This is a genomic window from Streptomyces atratus (assembly GCF_040655115.1).
GTDB classification, from domain to species: Bacteria; Actinomycetota; Actinomycetes; order Streptomycetales; family Streptomycetaceae; genus Streptomyces; species Streptomyces atratus_D.
The window spans coordinates 69,074-87,671 of the sequence record NZ_JBFAJH010000005.1 but is presented as its reverse complement, the minus strand read 5'-3'; the positions used below and the strand labels follow the sequence as shown (position 1 = coordinate 87,671).

14 protein-coding genes are annotated in these 18,598 nt (G+C 70.8%); 5 read left to right on the top strand and 9 right to left on the bottom strand.

What is annotated here, in order from left to right; genetic code table 11:
* Positions 1–323 precede the first annotated feature (323 nt).
* Entirely contained in the window at positions 324–1,178 is an 855-nt protein-coding gene (locus AB0I23_RS08815) for an ABC transporter permease (protein WP_359108179.1), read from the bottom strand.
* Positions 1,175–2,095, bottom strand: a complete 921-nt coding sequence (locus tag AB0I23_RS08810; protein WP_359108177.1) for an ABC transporter ATP-binding protein — start codon at positions 2,093–2,095, stop codon at positions 1,175–1,177. The genes AB0I23_RS08815 and AB0I23_RS08810 overlap by 4 nt, the downstream gene beginning before the upstream one ends.
* A 207-nt stretch (positions 2,096–2,302) precedes the next feature.
* Between AB0I23_RS08810 and AB0I23_RS08805 the strand changes: the two genes are divergently transcribed.
* Both AB0I23_RS08805 and AB0I23_RS08800 read left to right on the top strand, forming a co-directional pair.
* Positions 2,303–3,478 carry a sensor histidine kinase gene (locus tag AB0I23_RS08805; protein WP_359108175.1) on the top strand — a complete coding sequence of 392 codons (1,176 nt, stop codon included), beginning with the start codon at positions 2,303–2,305 and terminating at the stop codon, positions 3,476–3,478.
* Positions 3,475–4,137 (top strand): response regulator transcription factor, encoded by a 663-nt coding sequence (locus tag AB0I23_RS08800; RefSeq protein ID WP_359108173.1) that lies wholly within the window; start codon positions 3,475–3,477, stop codon positions 4,135–4,137. Before AB0I23_RS08805 ends, AB0I23_RS08800 begins: the two co-directional genes overlap by 4 nt.
* Positions 4,138–4,634: 497 nt before the next feature.
* Here AB0I23_RS08800 and AB0I23_RS08795 read toward each other — a convergent pair whose 3' ends face one another.
* Together AB0I23_RS08795 and AB0I23_RS08790 are read right to left on the bottom strand one after the other, a co-directional pair.
* On the bottom strand, positions 4,635–6,713 hold the full coding sequence (locus AB0I23_RS08795; protein ID WP_436846897.1) for a SpoIIE family protein phosphatase: 2,079 nt from the start codon (positions 6,711–6,713) through the stop codon (positions 4,635–4,637).
* Between the two features lie 52 nt (positions 6,714–6,765).
* Entirely contained in the window at positions 6,766–8,100 is a 1,335-nt protein-coding gene (locus AB0I23_RS08790; protein ID WP_359108171.1) for a DUF6777 domain-containing protein, read from the bottom strand.
* Positions 8,101–8,244: 144 nt separating this feature from the next.
* On the opposite strand from AB0I23_RS08790, the gene AB0I23_RS08785 reads away from it, so the two are divergent.
* Positions 8,245–9,525 (top strand): streptophobe family protein, encoded by a 1,281-nt coding sequence (locus AB0I23_RS08785; RefSeq protein WP_359108170.1) that lies wholly within the window; start codon positions 8,245–8,247, stop codon positions 9,523–9,525.
* Positions 9,526–9,711: 186 nt separating this feature from the next.
* Here the strand turns inward: AB0I23_RS08785 and AB0I23_RS08780 are convergent, their stop codons facing one another.
* Genes AB0I23_RS08780 through AB0I23_RS08770 form a run of 3 tightly spaced genes read right to left on the bottom strand, consistent with a single transcriptional unit; the run spans position 9,712 to position 13,856 of the window.
* On the bottom strand, positions 9,712–10,797 hold the full coding sequence (locus AB0I23_RS08780) for a serine/threonine-protein kinase (protein ID WP_359108431.1): 1,086 nt from the start codon (positions 10,795–10,797) through the stop codon (positions 9,712–9,714).
* Positions 10,797–11,486, bottom strand: a complete 690-nt coding sequence (locus AB0I23_RS08775) for a hypothetical protein (RefSeq protein ID WP_359108168.1) — start codon at positions 11,484–11,486, stop codon at positions 10,797–10,799. Before AB0I23_RS08775 ends, AB0I23_RS08780 begins: the two co-directional genes overlap by 1 nt.
* Positions 11,487–11,501: 15 nt before the next feature.
* Positions 11,502–13,856: an FHA domain-containing protein gene (locus AB0I23_RS08770; protein WP_359108166.1), complete on the bottom strand. Its 2,355-nt coding sequence runs from the start codon at positions 13,854–13,856 to the stop codon at positions 11,502–11,504.
* Between the two features lie 226 nt (positions 13,857–14,082).
* Between AB0I23_RS08770 and AB0I23_RS08765 the strand changes: the two genes are divergently transcribed.
* Positions 14,083–14,241, top strand: coding sequence for a hypothetical protein (locus AB0I23_RS08765; RefSeq protein ID WP_359108164.1), 159 nt, complete (start codon positions 14,083–14,085; stop codon positions 14,239–14,241).
* A 99-nt stretch (positions 14,242–14,340) separates the two neighbouring features.
* On the opposite strand, the gene pgm is transcribed toward AB0I23_RS08765, so the two are convergent.
* Both pgm and AB0I23_RS08755 read right to left on the bottom strand, forming a co-directional pair.
* Positions 14,341–15,981 (bottom strand): phosphoglucomutase (alpha-D-glucose-1,6-bisphosphate-dependent), encoded by a 1,641-nt coding sequence (pgm, locus tag AB0I23_RS08760; RefSeq protein WP_359108162.1) that lies wholly within the window; start codon positions 15,979–15,981, stop codon positions 14,341–14,343.
* 46 nt (positions 15,982–16,027) lie between these two features.
* Positions 16,028–16,762 (bottom strand): 4'-phosphopantetheinyl transferase family protein, encoded by a 735-nt coding sequence (locus AB0I23_RS08755; RefSeq protein ID WP_359108160.1) that lies wholly within the window; start codon positions 16,760–16,762, stop codon positions 16,028–16,030.
* A gap of 499 nt (positions 16,763–17,261) precedes the next feature.
* Here AB0I23_RS08755 and AB0I23_RS08750 point away from each other — a divergent pair, with 499 nt between their 5' ends.
* Positions 17,262–18,458: a S8 family peptidase gene (locus AB0I23_RS08750; protein WP_359108158.1), complete on the top strand. Its 1,197-nt coding sequence runs from the start codon at positions 17,262–17,264 to the stop codon at positions 18,456–18,458.
* Positions 18,459–18,598 lie beyond the last annotated feature (140 nt).

The following is an 18,598-nucleotide window of genomic DNA, read 5'->3' as shown; positions in this document are numbered from 1 at the left end:
CCCTGCGCCACCCCCCTGCCCTGACCCTCTGACCCCGCTCCCTGACCCGGGAGCGGGACCTCGTCCCTTCCGTCCGCGGCGCACCCCGGCCCCCCTCGGCCGCGGTGCGCCGCCTGAGTCGCGAGCAGCGGTCCACGGGCCCGTGTGCCGGAAACCGTCCGCGGCGCGAGCTCGCAGCACCCCGCCCGCCTCGTCATGGAACCCCTCGGGCCGGCAATGCCAGTTGTCTTCCTCGCCGGTCGGGAGGCAGGCCACCGGATCCACATGTCATCGACGACGGGACGGGTGCGATCCACGCCGATATGCGCGCCCTGGAGGCACGTTCACACGTCGCGGTGCCGTACGACGATGACGGCGAGTGCGACTGCGATCAGTGGCCAGAGCGCGTACACGATCCAGGAACCGGGGATCGTGGCGCTGAGCGTCCGGGATGCAGGATCCGGCGGCCAGTTCTGGACGAGGCGCCTCCAGGCTGTGAGGACCATCGCGTGGTTGACGTGGGCGGACCAGGGCTTGGTGTTCGAGAAGAGCTGGGGCAGTATCAGAAGCGTGAAGGTACTGGTGACCATGGTCGCGGCGCTGTGCCGGATCAGGACGCCGAGGCCGAGGCCGATCAGTGCGCAGACCGGGGCCAGCAGCGCGGAAGCCACCAGCGCCCGAAGCACCCCGGGATGGGTGATCGTGACCCCGGCGTGCCGCCCGCTGAGGATGGCCTGGGAGACCAGGAAGGAACCGGTGGAGAAGACCGTGCCGACCGCGGCCCAGAGCGCTGCGGTGACGACCGCCTTGGCCAGCACAACCGAGCTGCGGGCAGGTACGGCCACGGTGGTGGTGCGGATCAGGCCGCTGCTGTACTCGCTCACGACTGTGATGGCGCCGATGCTGCCGGCGACGAGCATCAGCGTCCAGTGGCCGGCGGGTGGATAGGCGTCGAAGGGCAGGAAGTCGGGGGGCTGCCTCGTACTCGGGCTGGAGCCCGCGAGGTTGTTGTAGTCCGCCAGCGCGGCCACGGCGGCGGACCCGATGACGAACAGGGTGGTGAATGCGATCGTCCACGGGGTGGAGCGCAGGGACCGCATCTTGATCCACTCGGAGGCGAGCAGGTCGCGGAAGCGGGCGGGCGGCTCGGCGACGGGTGCGGCCGAGGTGGTCATGGGGGCGGAGGCGAGTGGGGTCATCGGGGCTGTCCTGCCAGGTATTCGACGCTGTCGGCGGTGAGTTCCATGAATGCCTCCTCCAGAGAGGCGGTTCGGGTGGTCAGCTCGTTCAGCAGAATCCGGTTCTCGAAGGCGAGTGCTCCGATCCGGTCCGCCGGCAGCCCGGTCACGGCGAGCTTCTCGGTGCCCGCCGAGCCCTCCGGCTCGACCGACGCGCCTGCGGCGGTCAGCACCGCTGCCAGCTCGGCGGCCTGCGGTGTGCCCACCACGACGCTGAGCCGGGTGCTGCGGGCCGCGAAGTCCCGAACCGACTCGGCGGCGATGAGTCGGCCCCGGCCGAGGACGACGAGCTGGTCGGCGGTGTTCTCCATCTCCGACATCAGATGGCTGGAGAGGAAGACCGTGCGGCCCTCGGCCGCCAGACGCCGAAAGAGGCGGCGCACCCAGAGCACGCCCTCCGGGTCCATGCCATTGATCGGCTCATCGAACACCAGCACGGGCGGGTCGCCGAGCAGGGCGGTGGCGATACCGAGCCGCTGCTTCATGCCGAGCGAGAACCCGCCGATGCGGCGGGTCGCCGCCTCGGCCAGTCCCACCTCCTGCACCACCTCGTCCACCCGGCGCAGCGGGATGCCGTTGCTGCGGACCAGGGCGGACAGGTGGGCCGCGGCGCTGCGTCCGCCGTGGACCTGGCCGGCGTCGAGCAGAGCGCCGACGTGCCGCAGTCCGCGTGAGTGGCTGTGGAAGGGGACGCCGCTGACAGTGGCGGCGCCGCCGGTGGGTGCGTCCAGGCCGAGGATCATCCGCAGGGTGGTGGTCTTGCCGGCTCCGTTGGGGCCGAGGAATCCGGTGACCTGGCCCGGCCGCACGGTGAAGGACACATGGTCGACGGCGGTCTTGCTGCCGTAGCGCTTGGTGAGGTCGTTGACTTCGATCACAAGAACAACCCTGCCGGGAGGTCCCCGTCCGGGCATGGGGCCGTGGAAGGCAATCGTGCGACCGGGTTGGCCCGTGGGCATACATCCTCGGGCCGATGCCGCGCGGGCGGCGACTGGTTACTCTCGGGGCATGGACGCCACACCGACCACCCCGTTGCCTGCGCGCGTTTCGCATCGCGCGCCCCTTCCCGAGAAGGCACACCGCCGATGACGAGAACGAAGGGCATGTCCTGGGCGGGCGGCGTCCTGTACCTCTTCATGCTGCTTCTGCTACTGGGGGGCGCGCCGCGGGCTTCGGGCACGGTCCACGCTGTCGGGTCGCTGCTGGCTCTGAGTCTGCTTGTCGGTGTGCTGCGACGGATGCCGCTGCTGGCTCTGGCCTTGGCGCTCTCCGGATCCACCGCCGTGGTGGTGGGCACTCCAGGATCCGCCCGTACGAGCCTGTCGGTGTCGTATCAGGGTCAGTTCCTGTCGTATCTGGCGGTGGATCTCGTCCTGGGCTTCATTGTCGCTACCTGCACGCGGCGAGCTTCGATCGTCGCCGTGGCCGTATCTTTCGCCGTGCAACTCCTCGTGATCGGAGGCTTTGCGCACGGGGACAACCTGACCGTCAACGGCGTGATCGCCCTCCTGGCGATGGCCGCATCCTGCATGGTCGGTCTGCTGCGCCGGGAGCGCCGCGAGCACGCGGTGACGCTGCGTTCGCAGGAGGTGGCCGAGGCCGTGACCGCCGAACGGCTGCGGATCGCACGGGAGTTGCACGACATGGTCGCGCACAGTATCGGCATTATCGCCATCCAGGCCGGGGCGGGGAGCCGGATCATACAGACACGGCCCGCAGAGGCCCACGAGGCGCTGCGAGCCATCGAGGCCACCAGCAGAGAGACCCTGTCGGGCCTACGGCGCACGCTGGTGGCGCTTCGCCAGGCCGACCCGGGCGAGGCGGCCCCGGGACGGTCACCGCTCGGGCCCTCGCCGGGACTTGACGACGTCGAACGGCTGGCGGCGGCAACCGCGGACGCGGGGATCCGCGTCGAGGTGTGCCGCAGTGGGGAGCAGCGTCCGTTGCCGGCCGACATCGATCTGTCCGCCTACCGTATTGTCCAGGAGGCGCTGACCAACGTGGTCCGTCACGCGGGCACCGGGCGTTGCCGGGTGGCCATCGACTACGGGGACCAGGAGCTGTCCGTGGAGGTCGTCGACGACGGACGGGGCGCCGCCGGGAACGGCTCGGCCCACGGCTTCGGCATCGTGGGCATGCGGGAGCGGGTCGGCCTGCTGCACGGCCGGCTCAGTGCCGGGCCGCGTCCCGAGGGCGGATTCCGGGTGGCGGCCCGGCTGCCGCTGCCCGAACCCGTCGGAGTTCCGGTGGAGGTCCGATGACCGTGCGGGTTGTGCTCGCCGACGACCAGCCGTTGGTACGGTCCGGCCTGCGCATGACCATGGCCGAGCACCCCGACCTGGTGGTCGTCGGCGAGGCCGCCACCGGCTCCGAAGCGGTTCAACTCGTCAGGGAGGTCAACCCCGACGTCGTGGTGATGGACATCCGGATGCCCGGCATGGACGGGATCGAAGCCACGCGCCGGATCACGGCCGGTGCGGCGACGACGCGCGTCCTCGTCCTGACCACCTTCGACGAGGACGACCACGTCTACGGCGCCCTCCGGGCCGGTGCGAGCGGCTTCGTGGTCAAGGACATGGCGCTGGACGACATCCTCGCGGCGATCCGCGTGGTCGCCGCCGGCGACGCACTGATCGCGCCGGGTGTGACGCGCCGTCTGATCGCAGACTTCGTCGGGCGCCCCGAAGTTTCCCCGGAGCGCTCCCCACGGCTGGTCGAGGGCATCACCGAGCGGGAACGGGAAGTCCTGACCCTGGTCGGACGCGGCCGGTCGAACACCGAGATCGCGGCGGACCTCTGCATCACGGTGGGCACCGCCAAGTCGCACGTGTCACGGCTGTTCACCAAACTGGGCGCCCGGGACCGGGTTCAGCTCGTGATCACCGCCTACGAGATGGGGCTGGTCACGCTGCCCCGCTGAGTGCGCCCCAGGGCCCATGGCGAAGTCGGACATGTCGTTTCGCCCCCGCATCGGCTCCTTCATGGCCGCCGGCGCCCAGCTCACTCGTCCTCGTCGTCCCCGACCACACTGTCGATCTGCTGGTCGGTGAACTCCCGGACGGTCTCCGGCGGCAGCACGACCTTGAGAGTGGATCAGCACCGCCTTTGGGACCGGAAGCCGCGCCAGGAGTTCCCTGGTGACGCCAGACGCCTCCGGGGCGACGAGCACGTGGTTGTCCAGCTGGTGGCAGGTCTCCTCGTCGTCGAGCACCGGCTGCTGGAGCGATGGGGACACCACGGTGCTGCGAGCCGTGGCGGTCACGGCCATCACCAGCGTGCACAGGGTGACGACGAAGGCCAGGGTGCGCAGCGGTGCGGCACTGCGCCGCTTGCGTGCGGTTCTCCGTGGGACGTGTGCGTGCCCATGCCCGTATGCTCCGTCTTCCTGCGGATCGGGGCGAGCGGAGGGCCCCCTCGTCATTCGGGGCCCGCGACCTCCTGTTCGGCCCAGAGCGTCTTGCCGGTCCGGCCGTATCTGGTGCCCCAGTGGGTGGCGAGCTGGGAGACGATGAAGAGCCCGCGTCCGCCTTCGTCGACGGTCCTGGCATGGTGCAGGTGCGGCGCCACCGGACTGCTGTCGTGGACCTCGCAGGTCAGCGAGCGCTCCAGGATGAGCCGCAGGAGCAGGGGCGGGGTGCCGTAGCGTACGGCGTTGGTGACCAGTTCGCTGACGATCAGTTCGGTGGCCTGGACCGTCTCGTCGTCGAGGTCCCAGCCGTCGAGCCGGTCGCGCACGAGCGTACGGGCGATGGCGGGTGTCGTCCGGTCGTGGGCCAGCTCCCACGTGGCGACGTGGTCGGGCGGGATAGTGCCGGTCCGGGCGAGGAGCAGGGCGGCGCCATCGGGGTAGCTGCCGGCCGGCAGGCTGTAGACGACGTCGTCGCACAGGTCCTTGAGGCTGCGTCCGGGGTGCGCGAGCGCGTCCCGGACCCGCGCGGCGGTCTCGGTGTCGGGCAGCATCGCGCGGGTGCCCAACGCCAGGATGCTGCCCTCCTCGAGTTGGAGGGTGGCGGCGGCGAACGGGGCGCTGTCGGCGGAGAAGAGGGCAGGCCCCTCGGGTACGTCGAAGGGCGGCGTGCTGCCGTCGGGGCCGATGACGATCGGATCGGGATGCCCCGCCAGCGCGATCGTGCAGCTGCGCGAGAACGGGTCGTAGACCCCGTACAGACACGTCGCCGTCAGAGGATCCCTGTGCAGGGAGTCGCCGGGGGGCAGTGCGGCACGCTCCTTGGCCAGACGTTCGGCGGTGTCGCTCAGCCGGGCCAGGACCTCGTCGGGTTCCAGGTCGAGACCGGCCAGCGCATGGATGACCGTACGCAACTGCCCCATGGTGATGGCCGTCTGGAGACCGTGCCCCGCGACATTGCCGACGACCAGTGCGGTGCGGGCGCCGGACAGGCTGATGGTGTCGAACCAGCAGCCGCTGTTGCGGCCGGGAAGGAGGACATGCGCGGTGTCGACCGCGACATGGCTGCTCTCGTGCTGCGGCAGCAGCCGCCGTTGGACCGTGGACGCGATCACATGGTCGTGCTCGAACCGGCGCGCATTGTCGATGCTCAGTGCGACATGGGCGGCCGCGGTCAGCGCGAGGGTGACGTCGTACTCGTCGTACGGCTCCGACCCTCCGCGGCGGTACAGGCTCACCAGGCCGAGGACGGCGCCACGCAGCTTCAGCGGGGCAACGATCAGCGAATGGGCCCCGATCGCCCGGATCAGCCGGGCGCTCTCGGGATCCGCGACCAGCCACGGAGTGTCCGCGTCGAGCCGGATCCGACGGGGCCGCAGGTCGGACACCGCCAGGGCGAACGGGGTACGAACGGGCAGCCTGCGTGTGTCGCCGACGAGACCGTCCTGGGGACCGGTGCCGTCGGCACCTCGCAGCGCTGCCCGCCGCAACGGCACTTCGGGCCCCAACGGGCCCACCCGAGGATCCGCACCGCGCAGCACATCGTCGACCACCTCGACCACGGCGAAGTCGGCGAACCCTGGCACGACCGCGTCGACGAGCCCCTCGCAGGTGGTCGCCACATCGAGGGACCGGCCCACCTCCTTGAGCACACTGGCCAGGGTCGCGGACCGTGCGCGGGCCTTCTCACGTTCGGTGACATCGACGACCGAGGCGAGCAGGCCGAGGGTCTGTCCCTGTACGTCGTCGAGGCGGTAGACGGAGACCATGAGACTGCGATCCGGACCGGGCGTGTCCTGGAGGCGGCCCCGGATGAGGCGGTCGCGCACGGGCGTGCCGGTGTCCAGCACGCGTTGCAGCACCGCCCTGGTCTCGTCGGGTTGTTCGAGATGGTACGCGTCGGAGAAGGGCTGCCCGACCAGCCGCTGGGCGTGGACGGGGTCGGACAGGGCATTGATCCGCACCAGCCGCAGCTGCGGATCGAGCACATGGAGGCCCACCGACGACTGGGTGAACAGTCTTTCGAGGAGCGCGGTCCCCATGGTGTCGGGCGGCATCGAAGCGGGGACGGTGGGACCTTCGTCCGACACGGTTGCACCCCGATCGCGCTCTGCTGACCTCTGTGAATCGGAACGTACGGGATCAGCGTCCGCGCTGCCCGCGCGCCCGGCCACCGATGCGTGGCGGACGGGTGAGGGCGTAAAGGGGGGAAAGGGCCCAGGAGGAGACGGAGCCGACCTGGGACGCGCTTCCGGGGAGGGAGGACGCCGGGGAGGACTGCGCTGTCAGGGACTCCGTGTTCGCCGGCTCCGGGGCAGACCGGGACGCGGGCGACCCGGTGACGGGCGGCGGCGCGGAGGACGTCGGCTCCGGGGAGGGCGGGGACGGCGAGTTCGGCGGCTGGGTCGACGGCGACTCGGGTGCGGGCGAGTGCGAAGACGTGGACTCGGACGACGGCGACACCGATGACGGTGACGTCGAGGTCGCCGAAGCAGACGGGCAGGGGCCGGTGGACGGGCAGGGCACCGGTGTGTGCTCGGCGGGCGGCTCGGTCTTCTTGTCGCTGCCGCCGGTGTCACCCGCCTTGCGGGCGAGCCAGCCCCCGGACTTCGGGTCGAACAGGATGAACACGTCCACCACCTGGGCCGCGGGTTTCACCACCACGACGTGCGAGGAGCTGAATCCGGGCCAGGGGGTGCCCTTCAGCTGTGTTCCGCCTTTCACCGCGACCGGCGGGAGCAGCGGATTCCCGCACGCGCAGCGCACGCGCGGCACACCGTGGTCGTCGACGAGAACGGCTGTGCCCGCCTGAAGAACCGCCTGGTAGCTGGTAGGGGCGCCGTTCCGGTACCCGTGATTGGTGACCCGGGTGTCCATGCGCAACTGGACGGGGGTCAGCGCCCGCAGATAGTCGGGGACGCCGGACGCATCGATGCCCAGGACGGAGGCGAAGGCCTTGTTCTTGCCCGGATCGGCCGTCAGCGCGGTGATCTGCTTCTCCACGTCACAGCTGGCGACCTTGCGGGTTCCGCCGTACAGACCGGGGGTCGCCCCGTCCACGCCCTGGGTGACGTTGGCCCGGGTCTCCGACGGGTTGGGCACCGCCGTCGGAGTCGCCGGGGCGCTGGTGCGCGCCGTCGATTCGGTGAACGGATCCTGCCCGGCCGATCCCGCCGGCTGCAGGAACACCTCACCGGGCGCCACCGAACTGCCGCCGGGGCGGGTGAGCACGATGGTCAGGATCACCGCGGCCACGAGGGCGGTGCCGATCGACGCGACCACGGGTACGGAACGCCACCAGGGGCGGCCCGGACCACCGGATCCCCCCGGCCCGCCCGGTACGGGCGGCCCACCCGTACCGCCACCGCCCGACGGGACATCGGGCGGTGGCGGCACGGAACCCGGCTGCGAGGGGCCCGAGAGCGGGCCGGAAGGGGGGCCTGTCGGGCGGCCGGACGACGGCGGTTGGGCACTCACGGGCTCTTCTTCCCAACGGAGGGATCAGTCCCAGGTTCTTCTGATACCCGCTCATTGTCTGCCCCGTACCCGGACGGCCCGCAAGCTGACGCCGTCGGGCCCTCCCAGGGGGCGGATGGCCGCGCTCCTGCCTAGCGTGGCAGCGTGAGCCACCAGGGATCCATCGACCGCGGCGGAGCGCCGCGCGCCCCGCACGGCTGGGGTGACGCCCTCCTGGCGGTGCTCGCCGGACTCGTGGTCATGGCCGTCACGGCGGCCCTCGGCCTCTGGGCGGCGGGTGCGACCGGTCTCCCCGGGGGCGCTTTCCCACGCGTCGTCGCGGCCGTCGTGGTGATGGCGGTGGGCGGCTCCGTCTCTCTCTCGGGAAACGCCGGGGAACTGGTCCGGACCCATGCGGAATTCTCGGTGCTTCCGCTGTCGGTGACTCTGGCCGGGGCCCTGGTCATCGCCGCCGGCTTTCTGCGGCCCCTGCGCCACCGGGCCGTCGCGGGCGCGACCGAACTGGCAGGCTGGGCCGCGCGGGTGGCGGTGCTGTGGGTGCTGGTCCTGATCGGCCTGTCGCTCCTGGCCAGGCAGAGTTTCGACCTTCCGGCCCAAGCACCGCCCGGGGATGTCGTCGGTGACCTGCTGGACGCCTCGCCGACGGTCGGATTCAGGACAGACGTCCCGCTCACCCTGCTGTTCGGTCTGCTCTGGCTTGTCGGCGTCCTCGTCCTGGCTCTCGCCGTGTCGCGCAGTGCCCCGCTCCCGGCCCGCCTGCTGCGCTTCCAGGAGTCGGTGCGCCCGGCCGCGTACGCGATGGTGGCGCTGCTGCTCGCCTATGTCGTCCTGGGCGTGATCGTCGGACTCGTCGTCGTGGTGACCCAGGGACACCCGGCCGCGACGTTCGCCGTGATCCTCCTGGGGCTGCCCAACCTCGTCTGGCTCGCGTACACGCTGGGGCTCGGGGCGTCCTGGGAGGGAAAGGTGGACGGACCGTTCGGGCTGCCCATGCCACAGGTGCTGGACTCGGTTCTGCGTACGCCGGACCTCTCCACTCTCAGCGTCTCCACGCTCGCCGATCATGACGGCCGGGCCTGGTGGCTGGTCGTCGTCGCCGCCGTGCTGACCCTGGCCGCCGCCTTTCTCATGGCGGTCCGCTCACCCGGCCGGATGCGGCCGTGGCAGCACGCCGTACACATGGCGGTGGCGCTCGTCCTCACCGTGCTGACCATCTGTCTCGTCGCCAGGATCTCGGCGCACTACGGTCTGTCGCTGCTGGGCATCGGGGACCTCGGCGGCGGTCTCGGCGGGGAAGTGACGCTGCGCCCGCGACTGGGATCCGCACTCATTGTCGCTGTCGCCTGGGGGCTGGTCACCGGCTTCGTCGGCAGCCTGCTCGCCTCAAGGGTCCATCGGCGGGGAGAAGTCCCGGCGGACGGCTGAGATCCTGTCGGGTGACCTCTGATCGGGCGGCCACGCCCTGGCACGCACGCTTCCGGCGTTGCCGAAATGCCTGGTGGCTCCTTCCCCGAGCTCTCAGCTTCGTTCGAGGAGGGGAGACCCCGTCCGAGGCCATCGCGGCGCCTTGGAATCGCACGCACCATGCCGCGTCCGCTCTCCGATCGAAGGTCACCCGACAGGCTCTGAGGCGGTTACCGACTTTGCGTCCCGTACCAGCCCGGGGAACACGGGCAGTGCCCATCGCGGCGGCGCGGGCGGCGGTTCGGCCCCCGCCCCCGTGGCCCACGCACCGATCCGCATGTCCACCTGTGTCGGCGGATGGTTCTCCCGCATCACGGCCCGCGCCGCCCCGCGCAGCGCCGCCACGAACTGCAGACACGAGTCGTACCGGTCGTCCGGGCTCTTGGCCAGGGCCTTCGCCAGTACGTCGTCGACGGCAGCCGGGAGATCGGGGCGCCGGCCGGTCAGCGGTGGTGGCGGGTCGAACTGATGGGCCCACAGCAGTGCCATGTCGTCGTCGCGCTGGAAGGGCGGCGTACCGGCCATCGTCTCGTACACGACACAGGCCAGGCTGTAGACATCGCACCGGCCGTCCACCGGGCGGCCGGAGATCTGTTCGGGTGCCACATAGTCGAGGGTGCCGACGAACTGGCCCACCGAGGTGAACCCGGTCAGTGACAACGACTTCTTCGTCAGCCCGAAGTCCGTGAGGTACACATGCTCCGGGTGGTCGCTGTCCGTGCCCGCCGCGACCAGGATGTTCCCGGGTTTGACGTCCCGGTGCACCAGATCGTGGTCGTGGGCGGCGTCGAGCGCGGACGCGACCTGCGTGGCGATCCGGACCGCCGTCCCGATCGGCAACGGCCCCTGACGGTCGATGAGGGCGCGCAGGTCCTGCCCTGCGACGTAACGCATCGCGATGTAGAGGATGCCCTCGGTCTCCCCGGCCTCGAAGACCGGCACGATATGCGGATGATCGATCGCGGCGGCCACCCGCGACTCATGGGTGAACCGACTGCGGAAGGTGTCGTTGCGGGCGAGTTCGGGAGCGAGCAGCTTGAGGGCGACCGTGCGGTCCAGCCGGAGATCTCTGGCCCGGTACACGACGGCCATGCCGCCGCGGCCGATCTCGCTCTCCACCCGGTAGCCCGCGATCTGTCTGCCGACCAGATCGGACGGGCGGCCCGCGGGCAGCGCCGTGTCCTGCCGGGGGCCGGGGGAGTGCGGGGGGTCCGGCGCGGGGGTGGGGGACATCATGCGTCACCCGTCCGGGTGGGTGGATGCGCGGTGTCCGTCCCGGACCGGTCGACGTGCCGCAGGAGCTGCGTCGGCTCGGCATCGGCGAGATCCTCCGGGCGGTCCGCCGCCACCCGTGCGGTGTCGACGATCTGCGTCGGCTCGGGCTCCGGTGTGTGCCTCTCGCCCGTTCCGCGCTCAGTGGGGGCCCTGCTCGGCCGGCCGGGACCGCCCGAGGCGGCGTACGTACTCAGCTGTGTCCCGTCGCAGTACACCCAACGCTCGTGCTCGGCGTCGTACAGCCACACCGCCTCGCCGTCGACGACCATGCCCACCCGCAGCCCCTGGGTGCGGCGGCGGAAGGTCTCCCCGTCGATCCGGCGCTCGGTCAGCTCCTCCGCGGCGCGCCGGTACTGGGCCAGCGACTCCTGGACCCGCGCCATCAGCGGTCGGGGGTCCGCGGTGCGCGCGAGCGGCTGTCCCGCCTCCGGCGGGCCGTGCGGTACGGAGACGAGCAGCCGGCCGTCGACCCATGCCGACCAGCCGTTCGCGCAGAGGATCTGCCCCCAGTCGCCGCGCCGGCTGAGTAGCTGGACGGGAAGCAGCGGGTCGAGCGGCTCGGCGGGCCGGGACACGTCGGGTGCCTCCCAGGCGGCCATCCCGTCCGGGGGGACCACGTGTGTGGGGCGGAACTCCGGTGTCGTCATGGACTCCCGCCTCCGCTACTTCCGCATGATGGCGGGCTCGTGCCGGCGAAGCAGCCGTGCCACCGCAAGTCCGAACACGACCGACAGCACCCCCAGCATCCCGATGTTCAGCAGCCAGACCGCAGCGGAGTGCTCGAACAGCGGATCCGAGCTCACCTTTCCCGGCACGATCCTGGCAAGCCCGATGGTCCCGCCCATGGCCGCGAGCGCCCACCGGGACGGCACCAGCCACGCCAGCTGCTCCAACCCGGGCACCCCGTGCAGCTTCAGCAGCGCACCGCAGAACACGACCTGGACGATGGCGAGGAGCACCAGCAGTGGCATCGTGACCTCCTCCTTGCGTACCAGCGCGGAGACGAGCAGACCGAGCATCATCGCCGTGAACGACAACAGGGCCACGGCCAGCGTGATTTCGACCAGCGGTGGCAGGAGTACGCCCTTGCCGCCCGGGGCGTTCAGATCGACGCCCACCAGACCGACCAGGGTCAGAACCACGGCCTGCAGCACCGTAATGGTGCCCAGGACAACCACTTTGGACATCAGATACGCCGATCTGGACAGCCCGACGGCCCGCTCCCGCTGGTAGATCGCCCGTTCCTTGACCAGTTCACGCACGGCATTGGCGGCGCCGGTCAGCACGCCGCCCACACAGAGGATCAGCAGCGCGTTGATCGCTGTGTCCTGGGTCAGCCGGCTGCCGGCCAGGGCCCGGGTCATCGCGCCCATCACGAACGGAAGAGCGATCATGACGGCCAGGAAGGTCCGGTCGGCGCTCAGTGCGGCGGCGTACCGGCGCACGAGCGTCCACAGCTGAGCGCCCCAGCTGCGGGTCTTCGGCGGCGGTGCGACCGGGGCGACCGCGGCGTGCGGCAGCCGGGGCTGAGCGGCGGAGTTCGCGATGTACTGCCGCTGGAAGGGAGACGCGCGGTACTCCGCCGACCAATCCCGGTCCCGGTCGTTCTCGAACGCCTCGAACGCCTCCGGCCACTGCTCGAACCCGAGGAGGGCGAGTGCGTCCTCCGGGGGTCCGAAGTAGGCGGTCTTCCCGCCGGGTGCGAGGACCAGCAGCCGGTCGCAGACGTCGAGGCTGAGCACACTGTGTGTGACGACGATGACCGTACGCCCGTCGTCGGCGAGCCGACGGAGCACATGCATGAGCGAGCGGTCCATTCCGGGGTCGAGCCCCGATGTCGGCTCGTCGAGAAAGAGCAGCGACGGCTTCGTCAGCAGTTCCAGCGCGACGCTGACGCGCTTGCGCTGGCCGCCGGAGAGGCTGTGGATGGGCTGGTTCGTCCGTTTTTCCAGACCGAGCTCAAGGATCACCTCGGCGACCCGGGAACGGCGTTCGGACGGGGCGGTGTCGTGCGGGAAGCGGAGCTCGGAGGCGTATCCGAGGGCGCGGCCCACGGTCAGCTGGGAGTGCAGGATGTCGTCCTGCGGCACGACCCCGATGCGATGGCGCAGCTCGGCGTAGTCGTGGTAGAGGTCGCGGCCGTCGTAGAGGACGCTGCCCTCGTCGGCCGGGCGGAGGCCGGTCAGTGCGTTGAGCAGGGTGGACTTACCGGAGCCACTGGGACCCACCACGCCGAGCAGACACTTCTCTCCCACCGGGAAGGAGACACGGTCGAGCAGGCTCTTGCGGCCCCCGTCCACGGTGACTGTCAGGTCCTGTACATCGAGTGAGACCTCACCGGTGTCGACGAACTCCTGCAGCACGTCACCGATCAGAGAGAACTCGGAGTGACCGATGCCGACTATGTCGCCGGCGGCGACCGGGGCGCGGCCGACCAGCTGGCCGTTGAGATACGTGCCGTTGTGCGAGCCGAGGTCGACGATCTCGTACGTTCCGTCCGGATGCGCCCGCAGTTCGGCGTGCCGGTGCGAGACGGTCAGGTCGTCGACGACGAGGTCGTTGTCGGCGCTGCGGCCGATGCGTACGGTATGGATGGGCCGCGGCCGCACGGTGGTCGGCTGCCGGAACGTACCGGTGGCCGCGGGCATGGTGACGGTGGGCGGGCGGTCCGCCGGATGCAGCGCGGGGGCCGGGGGTTCCTGGCCGACCAGAACGGCGCAGGGCCCGTTCGCGGGGTGACCGAACCGGATGACGCTGCCGGGTCCTACGCCCGACTCATGGATGCGCCTGCCCCCGGTGTAGGTACCGTTCGTGCTGTTCTCGTCCTCCAGGGACCAGTGGTCGGCCACGGGCCGGAGCACCGCATGGTGCCACGAGACCCGGACGTCGTCGATGACGATGTCGCTCAGCGGGTCGCGGCCGACGTGGTAGTCCCGGCTCGGACTCATCACCGTGGGTCCTGTGTCGGTTTCGAGAATGAGCTCGGGCGCAGTCGGCGCGACAGGCCTCTCTGGCATGGTCGAATTCTATCTATTGGCACGGATATATGCTCATAGGTGCACCTCGGACCTCTCTTTCGGATCATGCCGGGCTCGCCGGACCCTGCACGCTGTCCCCCCAAGGCTCACGGGCCCAGGGGGACTCCGCCGTTGGCGTCGGTCTTCTTTGGGTGCCGGTAGTTGTGGGCAGGCAGGGACTCGGCCTCCGGGCCTCGGTGACGAGACCGGCGAGGAGGGCGGCCGGGTGGGGCGGGTCCGTCGGCCGCCGACGGACCATGGGGGCGCCCCCGGTCCTTCGGTCCTGGACACCCGGTACGGCTACCGCGATGTGATGGAGGGACTGCGGGCCGGCCGGGTCCGGGTGACCACGGGCACCTTCTCGACGGCATCGACGTCACGGTGAACGGCGAGCACGGCCCCGGTGTTCGTGGACGTCGTCCGCTGAGCACGGGGCTGCCTCCCGCGATGGCCGGCGTCGCACGGGCGGCAGCCTCCCGACCGCTCAGGCGCCCAGGGCCGCCGAGACCACGGCCTTGGCCTCGTCCTGCACCAGGTCGAGGTGATCGGACCCGAGGAACGACTCCGCGTAGATCTTGTAGACGTCCTCGGTGCCCGAGGGGCGGGCGGCGAACCAGGCGTTCTCCGTGGTCACCTTGATGCCGCCGATCGGTGCGTCGTTGCCGGGAGCCGAGGTGAGCACCGCCGTGACCGGTTCGCCGGCCAGCGTGTCGGCCGTGACCTGCTCCGGCGAGAGCCTGGCGAGTACCGCCTTCTGTTCACGGTTCGCGGGGGCGTCGATGTGGGCGTACGCGGGCTCGCCGAAGCGGGCGGTGAGCCCGGCGTAGTGCTCGGACGGCGACTTCCCCGTCACGGCGAGGATCTCCGAGGCGAGCAGCGCCAGAATGATGCCGTCCTTGTCGGTCGTCCACACCGATCCGTCGCGGCGCAGGAACGACGCGCCGGCCGACTCCTCGCCACCGAATCCGAGCGACCCGTCGACCAGACCGTCCACGAACCACTTGAAGCCGACCGGCACCTCGACCAGCTGCCGTCCGAGGTCCGCGGCGACCCGGTCGATCATCCCCGACGACACCAGGGTCTTGCCGACGCCCGCCGCGTCCGGCCACTGATCACGGTGCGCGTACAGGTAGTCGATGGCGACGGCGAGATAGTGGTTCGGGTTCATCAGGCCGCCGTCCGGGGTCACGATGCCGTGCCGGTCGGCATCGGCGTCGTTCCCCGTCGCGATCTGATACCGGTCGCGCTGACCGATCAGCGACGCCATCGCGTACGGCGAGGAGCAGTCCATGCGGATCTTGCCGTCCCAGTCCAGAGTCATGAACCGCCAGGTGGGGTCGGTCAGCGGATTGACGACGGTCAGATCGAGCCGGTGCTGCTCGGCGATACGGCCCCAGTACGCGACGGACGCGCCGCCCAGCGGGTCCGCGCCGATCCGGATCCCGGCCGCGCGGATCGCGTCGAGGTCGAGCACGGACGGCAGGTCGGCGACATAGGTGCCGAGGAAGTCGTACGTGGAGGTGGTCGGCGCCGCCAGCGCGCGGACGTACGGCAGCCTCCGTACCTCCTTCATCCCGGCCGCGATGATCTCGTTGGCCCGCTCCTGGATCCAGCCGGTCGCCTCGGACCCGGCCGGGCCGCCGTTCGGCGGGTTGTACTTGAATCCGCCGTCGCCCGGCGGGTTGTGCGACGGGGTGACCACCACGCCGTCGGCGAGCCCCGAGGTACGGCCCCGGTTGTGGGTGAGGATGGCGTGCGACACCGCAGGGGTGGGGATGTAGCCGTCGGCGGAGTCGATCAGCACGGTCACGTCATTGGCGGCGAACACCTCGATCGCGGTGACCCGTGCGGGCTCCGACAGCGCATGGGTGTCGGCCCCGAGGAACAGCGGCCCGTCCGTGCCCTGCCGCGCCCGGTACTCGCTGATGGCCTGGCTGGTCGCGGCGATGTGGTCCTCGTTGAACGCCGTGGCCGTCGACGTCCCGCGGTGACCCGAGGTGCCGAACGCCACCCGCTGGTCCGGCTCGGCCGGATCGGGGTGCAGCGTGTAGTACGCCGTCACCAGCCGGGCCACATCGGTCAGGTCCTCCGGACGTGCCTGCTGTCCGGCTCGTTCGTGCGGCATTGCCCACTCCTCCGTATCGGTCGGTCGTTGCGATCTGCCCGCCGGATCAGTGTCCCTGGCGGCCGAGGTGGACCTGCTGCTGCCCCGCCGTACGCACCGCCACGGCGGCGGCGTACCCGGCGGGGGCCAGCACATCGGCGACGGTCCAGCCCGGGGGACCGGGCTGGGGCACGGGCCCGGTGCCCAGATGGTCCAGCGAGAGCTCGCGTGCGAGCCCGATCCCCTCGCCCTTCAGATACGCCTCTTTGCGGGCCCACGCCCGGGCGAAGGCGACGGGACGCTCCTCCGCGCGGAGTTCTGCCAACTCCCGTACCTCCGCCGGATGCAGCATCGCCCCGACGTCCGCAGCGGTCCTGTCGTTCGGTACCGCCTCCACGTCCACCCCGACCGGCGCGGCGGCGAAGGCCAGCAGCGACAGGTCGCCGCTGTGCGAAAGAGAGAAATGCAATCCGCCGTCGGTCGCGGGACGGCCGTGCGGACCACCGCAGGACGGGCACGGTTCACGGACCAGCCGTACCTCGCGCGGTTCGAGACCCAACTGGGCCCCGAGCAGCATCCGCAGCGCCACGTGGGCCGTGACATAGCAGCGCCGATCGGCGGCAGCTACGAATCCCCCGGCACGCCGCTGTTCCCCGGCGTCGAGAATCCCGGGTGCGAGCTGCTCTGCCGGATCGCCGTGCCGCGCAGCGTCCACGATCCACAGGGCGGGTATCCCGGCGGTCCAGGAGGGCGACACGCCCCGGGCGCCGTCCGCCGGGTCGAACTCGATAGGCTGATGCACCGGTCTGATCATCCAATCATCTGGCGGACGCCGTGAGGGAGTGTCATCGGCGTGGGGAGCAGCGCCAATTCTATGGAGACCCCGACAGGACCCGGCGTGGATTCGTCCACGGCGTGAGCAACTCACCGCGCCGGGCAGGCGTCGCTGCTCCTGGCGAAGGCTCTCGAGATCTCCCCGGCGGAGCTCACCCTGCACGTCTCCCAGCGCAAATCCGAGGCACGGGCCTTCTGCGAACGGCACCGGTTCACCGCACGACGGCCAACGACTGCCACGACGGCAGCCGCAACGAGGAGAAGGAACCCGACGTCATGTACCGGTGGGTCGCGCAGGGCTGACCGACCGGCCCGGCGGCGTCGTCCCGCACGCACCGCCTCGTACGGGTGTGGACGTGACCTGTTGCGCTGTCCGGATGATCACGCTCAAGGCGGCCGTGGGTCCCGGACGAAGGACAGGTGTCCGCTCTTGTTCGCGTTCGATCCAGGCATTCCAGGAGTCATGCATGCGTTTGCGTACACGATGGGCGTCGGCCGCCCTGCTGCTGCTCGTACCGCTGATCGGCACCACCTACGCCGCAGCCGCCGCTCCGGGTGACGGCGGCGTCGTGGTGGAACATTCCCCGCGAGCCGTTCCGGGGCAGTACATCGTCACCCTCCAGCCCGAGTACGCGGCGTCCTCCGTCATGCAACAGTTCGGCGTGAAGCCCCTGTTCACGTACAACAGTGTGCTGAGCGGTTTCGCCGCCGTGCTCAGCCCCGCTCAGCTGGCCACGGTCCGTTCGTCACCCGATGTGGCCGCGGTCGAGGAGAACTCCGTGGTCACCGTGAGCGAGCCGCCCGCCGCGTCCGTCGCCGCGCCGTCGCGCTCCGCGTTCACGGCTGCGAGCTGGGGACTGGACCGGATCGACCAGCGGAACCTTCCGCTCGACCACGCGTACAACGTGACGGCGACCGGCAGGGGTGTCACGGCGTACGTGGTCGACACCGGGATCGACACCCGGAACAGTGAGTTCGGGGGACGCGCGGTCGTCGGGTTCGATGCAGTCGGCGACGGTCGGGCCGGTCAGGACTGCCATGGCCACGGCACGCATGTGGCGGGCACGATCGGCGGCGCCACCTACGGGGTCGCCCGATCGGTCTCCCTCGTCGCCGTGCGCGTTCTCAACTGCAGGGGGAACGGGACCTCGGCCGGGATGCTGGCCGGATTCGACTGGGTGGCCGGGCATGCCAAGCAGCCCGCGGTCCTGAACGGCTCCCTCGGCGGCCCCGGGTCCACGGCGGTCGACGACGCCGTCAACGCCATTGCGGCCAGGGGGACCGTGCCTGTCGTCGCGGCGGGGAACAGTTCGGTGGACGCCTGCACCATTTCCCCGGCCCGCGCGGCACACGTGGTCACGGTCGGGGCCAGCGATGTTCGGGACCGGCAGACCGACTTCAGCAACTACGGCTCCTGTGTGTCGATGTACGCCCCCGGCTCGGCGATCGTCTCGGCCAAGCTCGGCGGCGGTTCCGTGGCCTTGAGCGGTACTTCCATGGCCAGCCCGCATGTCGCCGGTGTCGCCGCTCTCTACAAGCAGTGGAAGCCGGGCGCCACGCCGGACGACATCACTCGCTGGCTTGTCGACCAGTCGACCAAGAACGTCCTGTCGTCCCTGGGGGCGGGTTCGCCGAACCGGCTCCTCTACACCGCGGGGCTCTGATCCCGACCCGCTGGAGCCGTCCGACCGGCGGGGTCCGCATCGCGGGCCCCGCTTGCTGCTGTGCCGTGCACAGTCCTTTCTTCCTGACCTCTCGCCGCTCGCCGATGGAAGATACGACGTGGCCGACTACCGCACCGCCG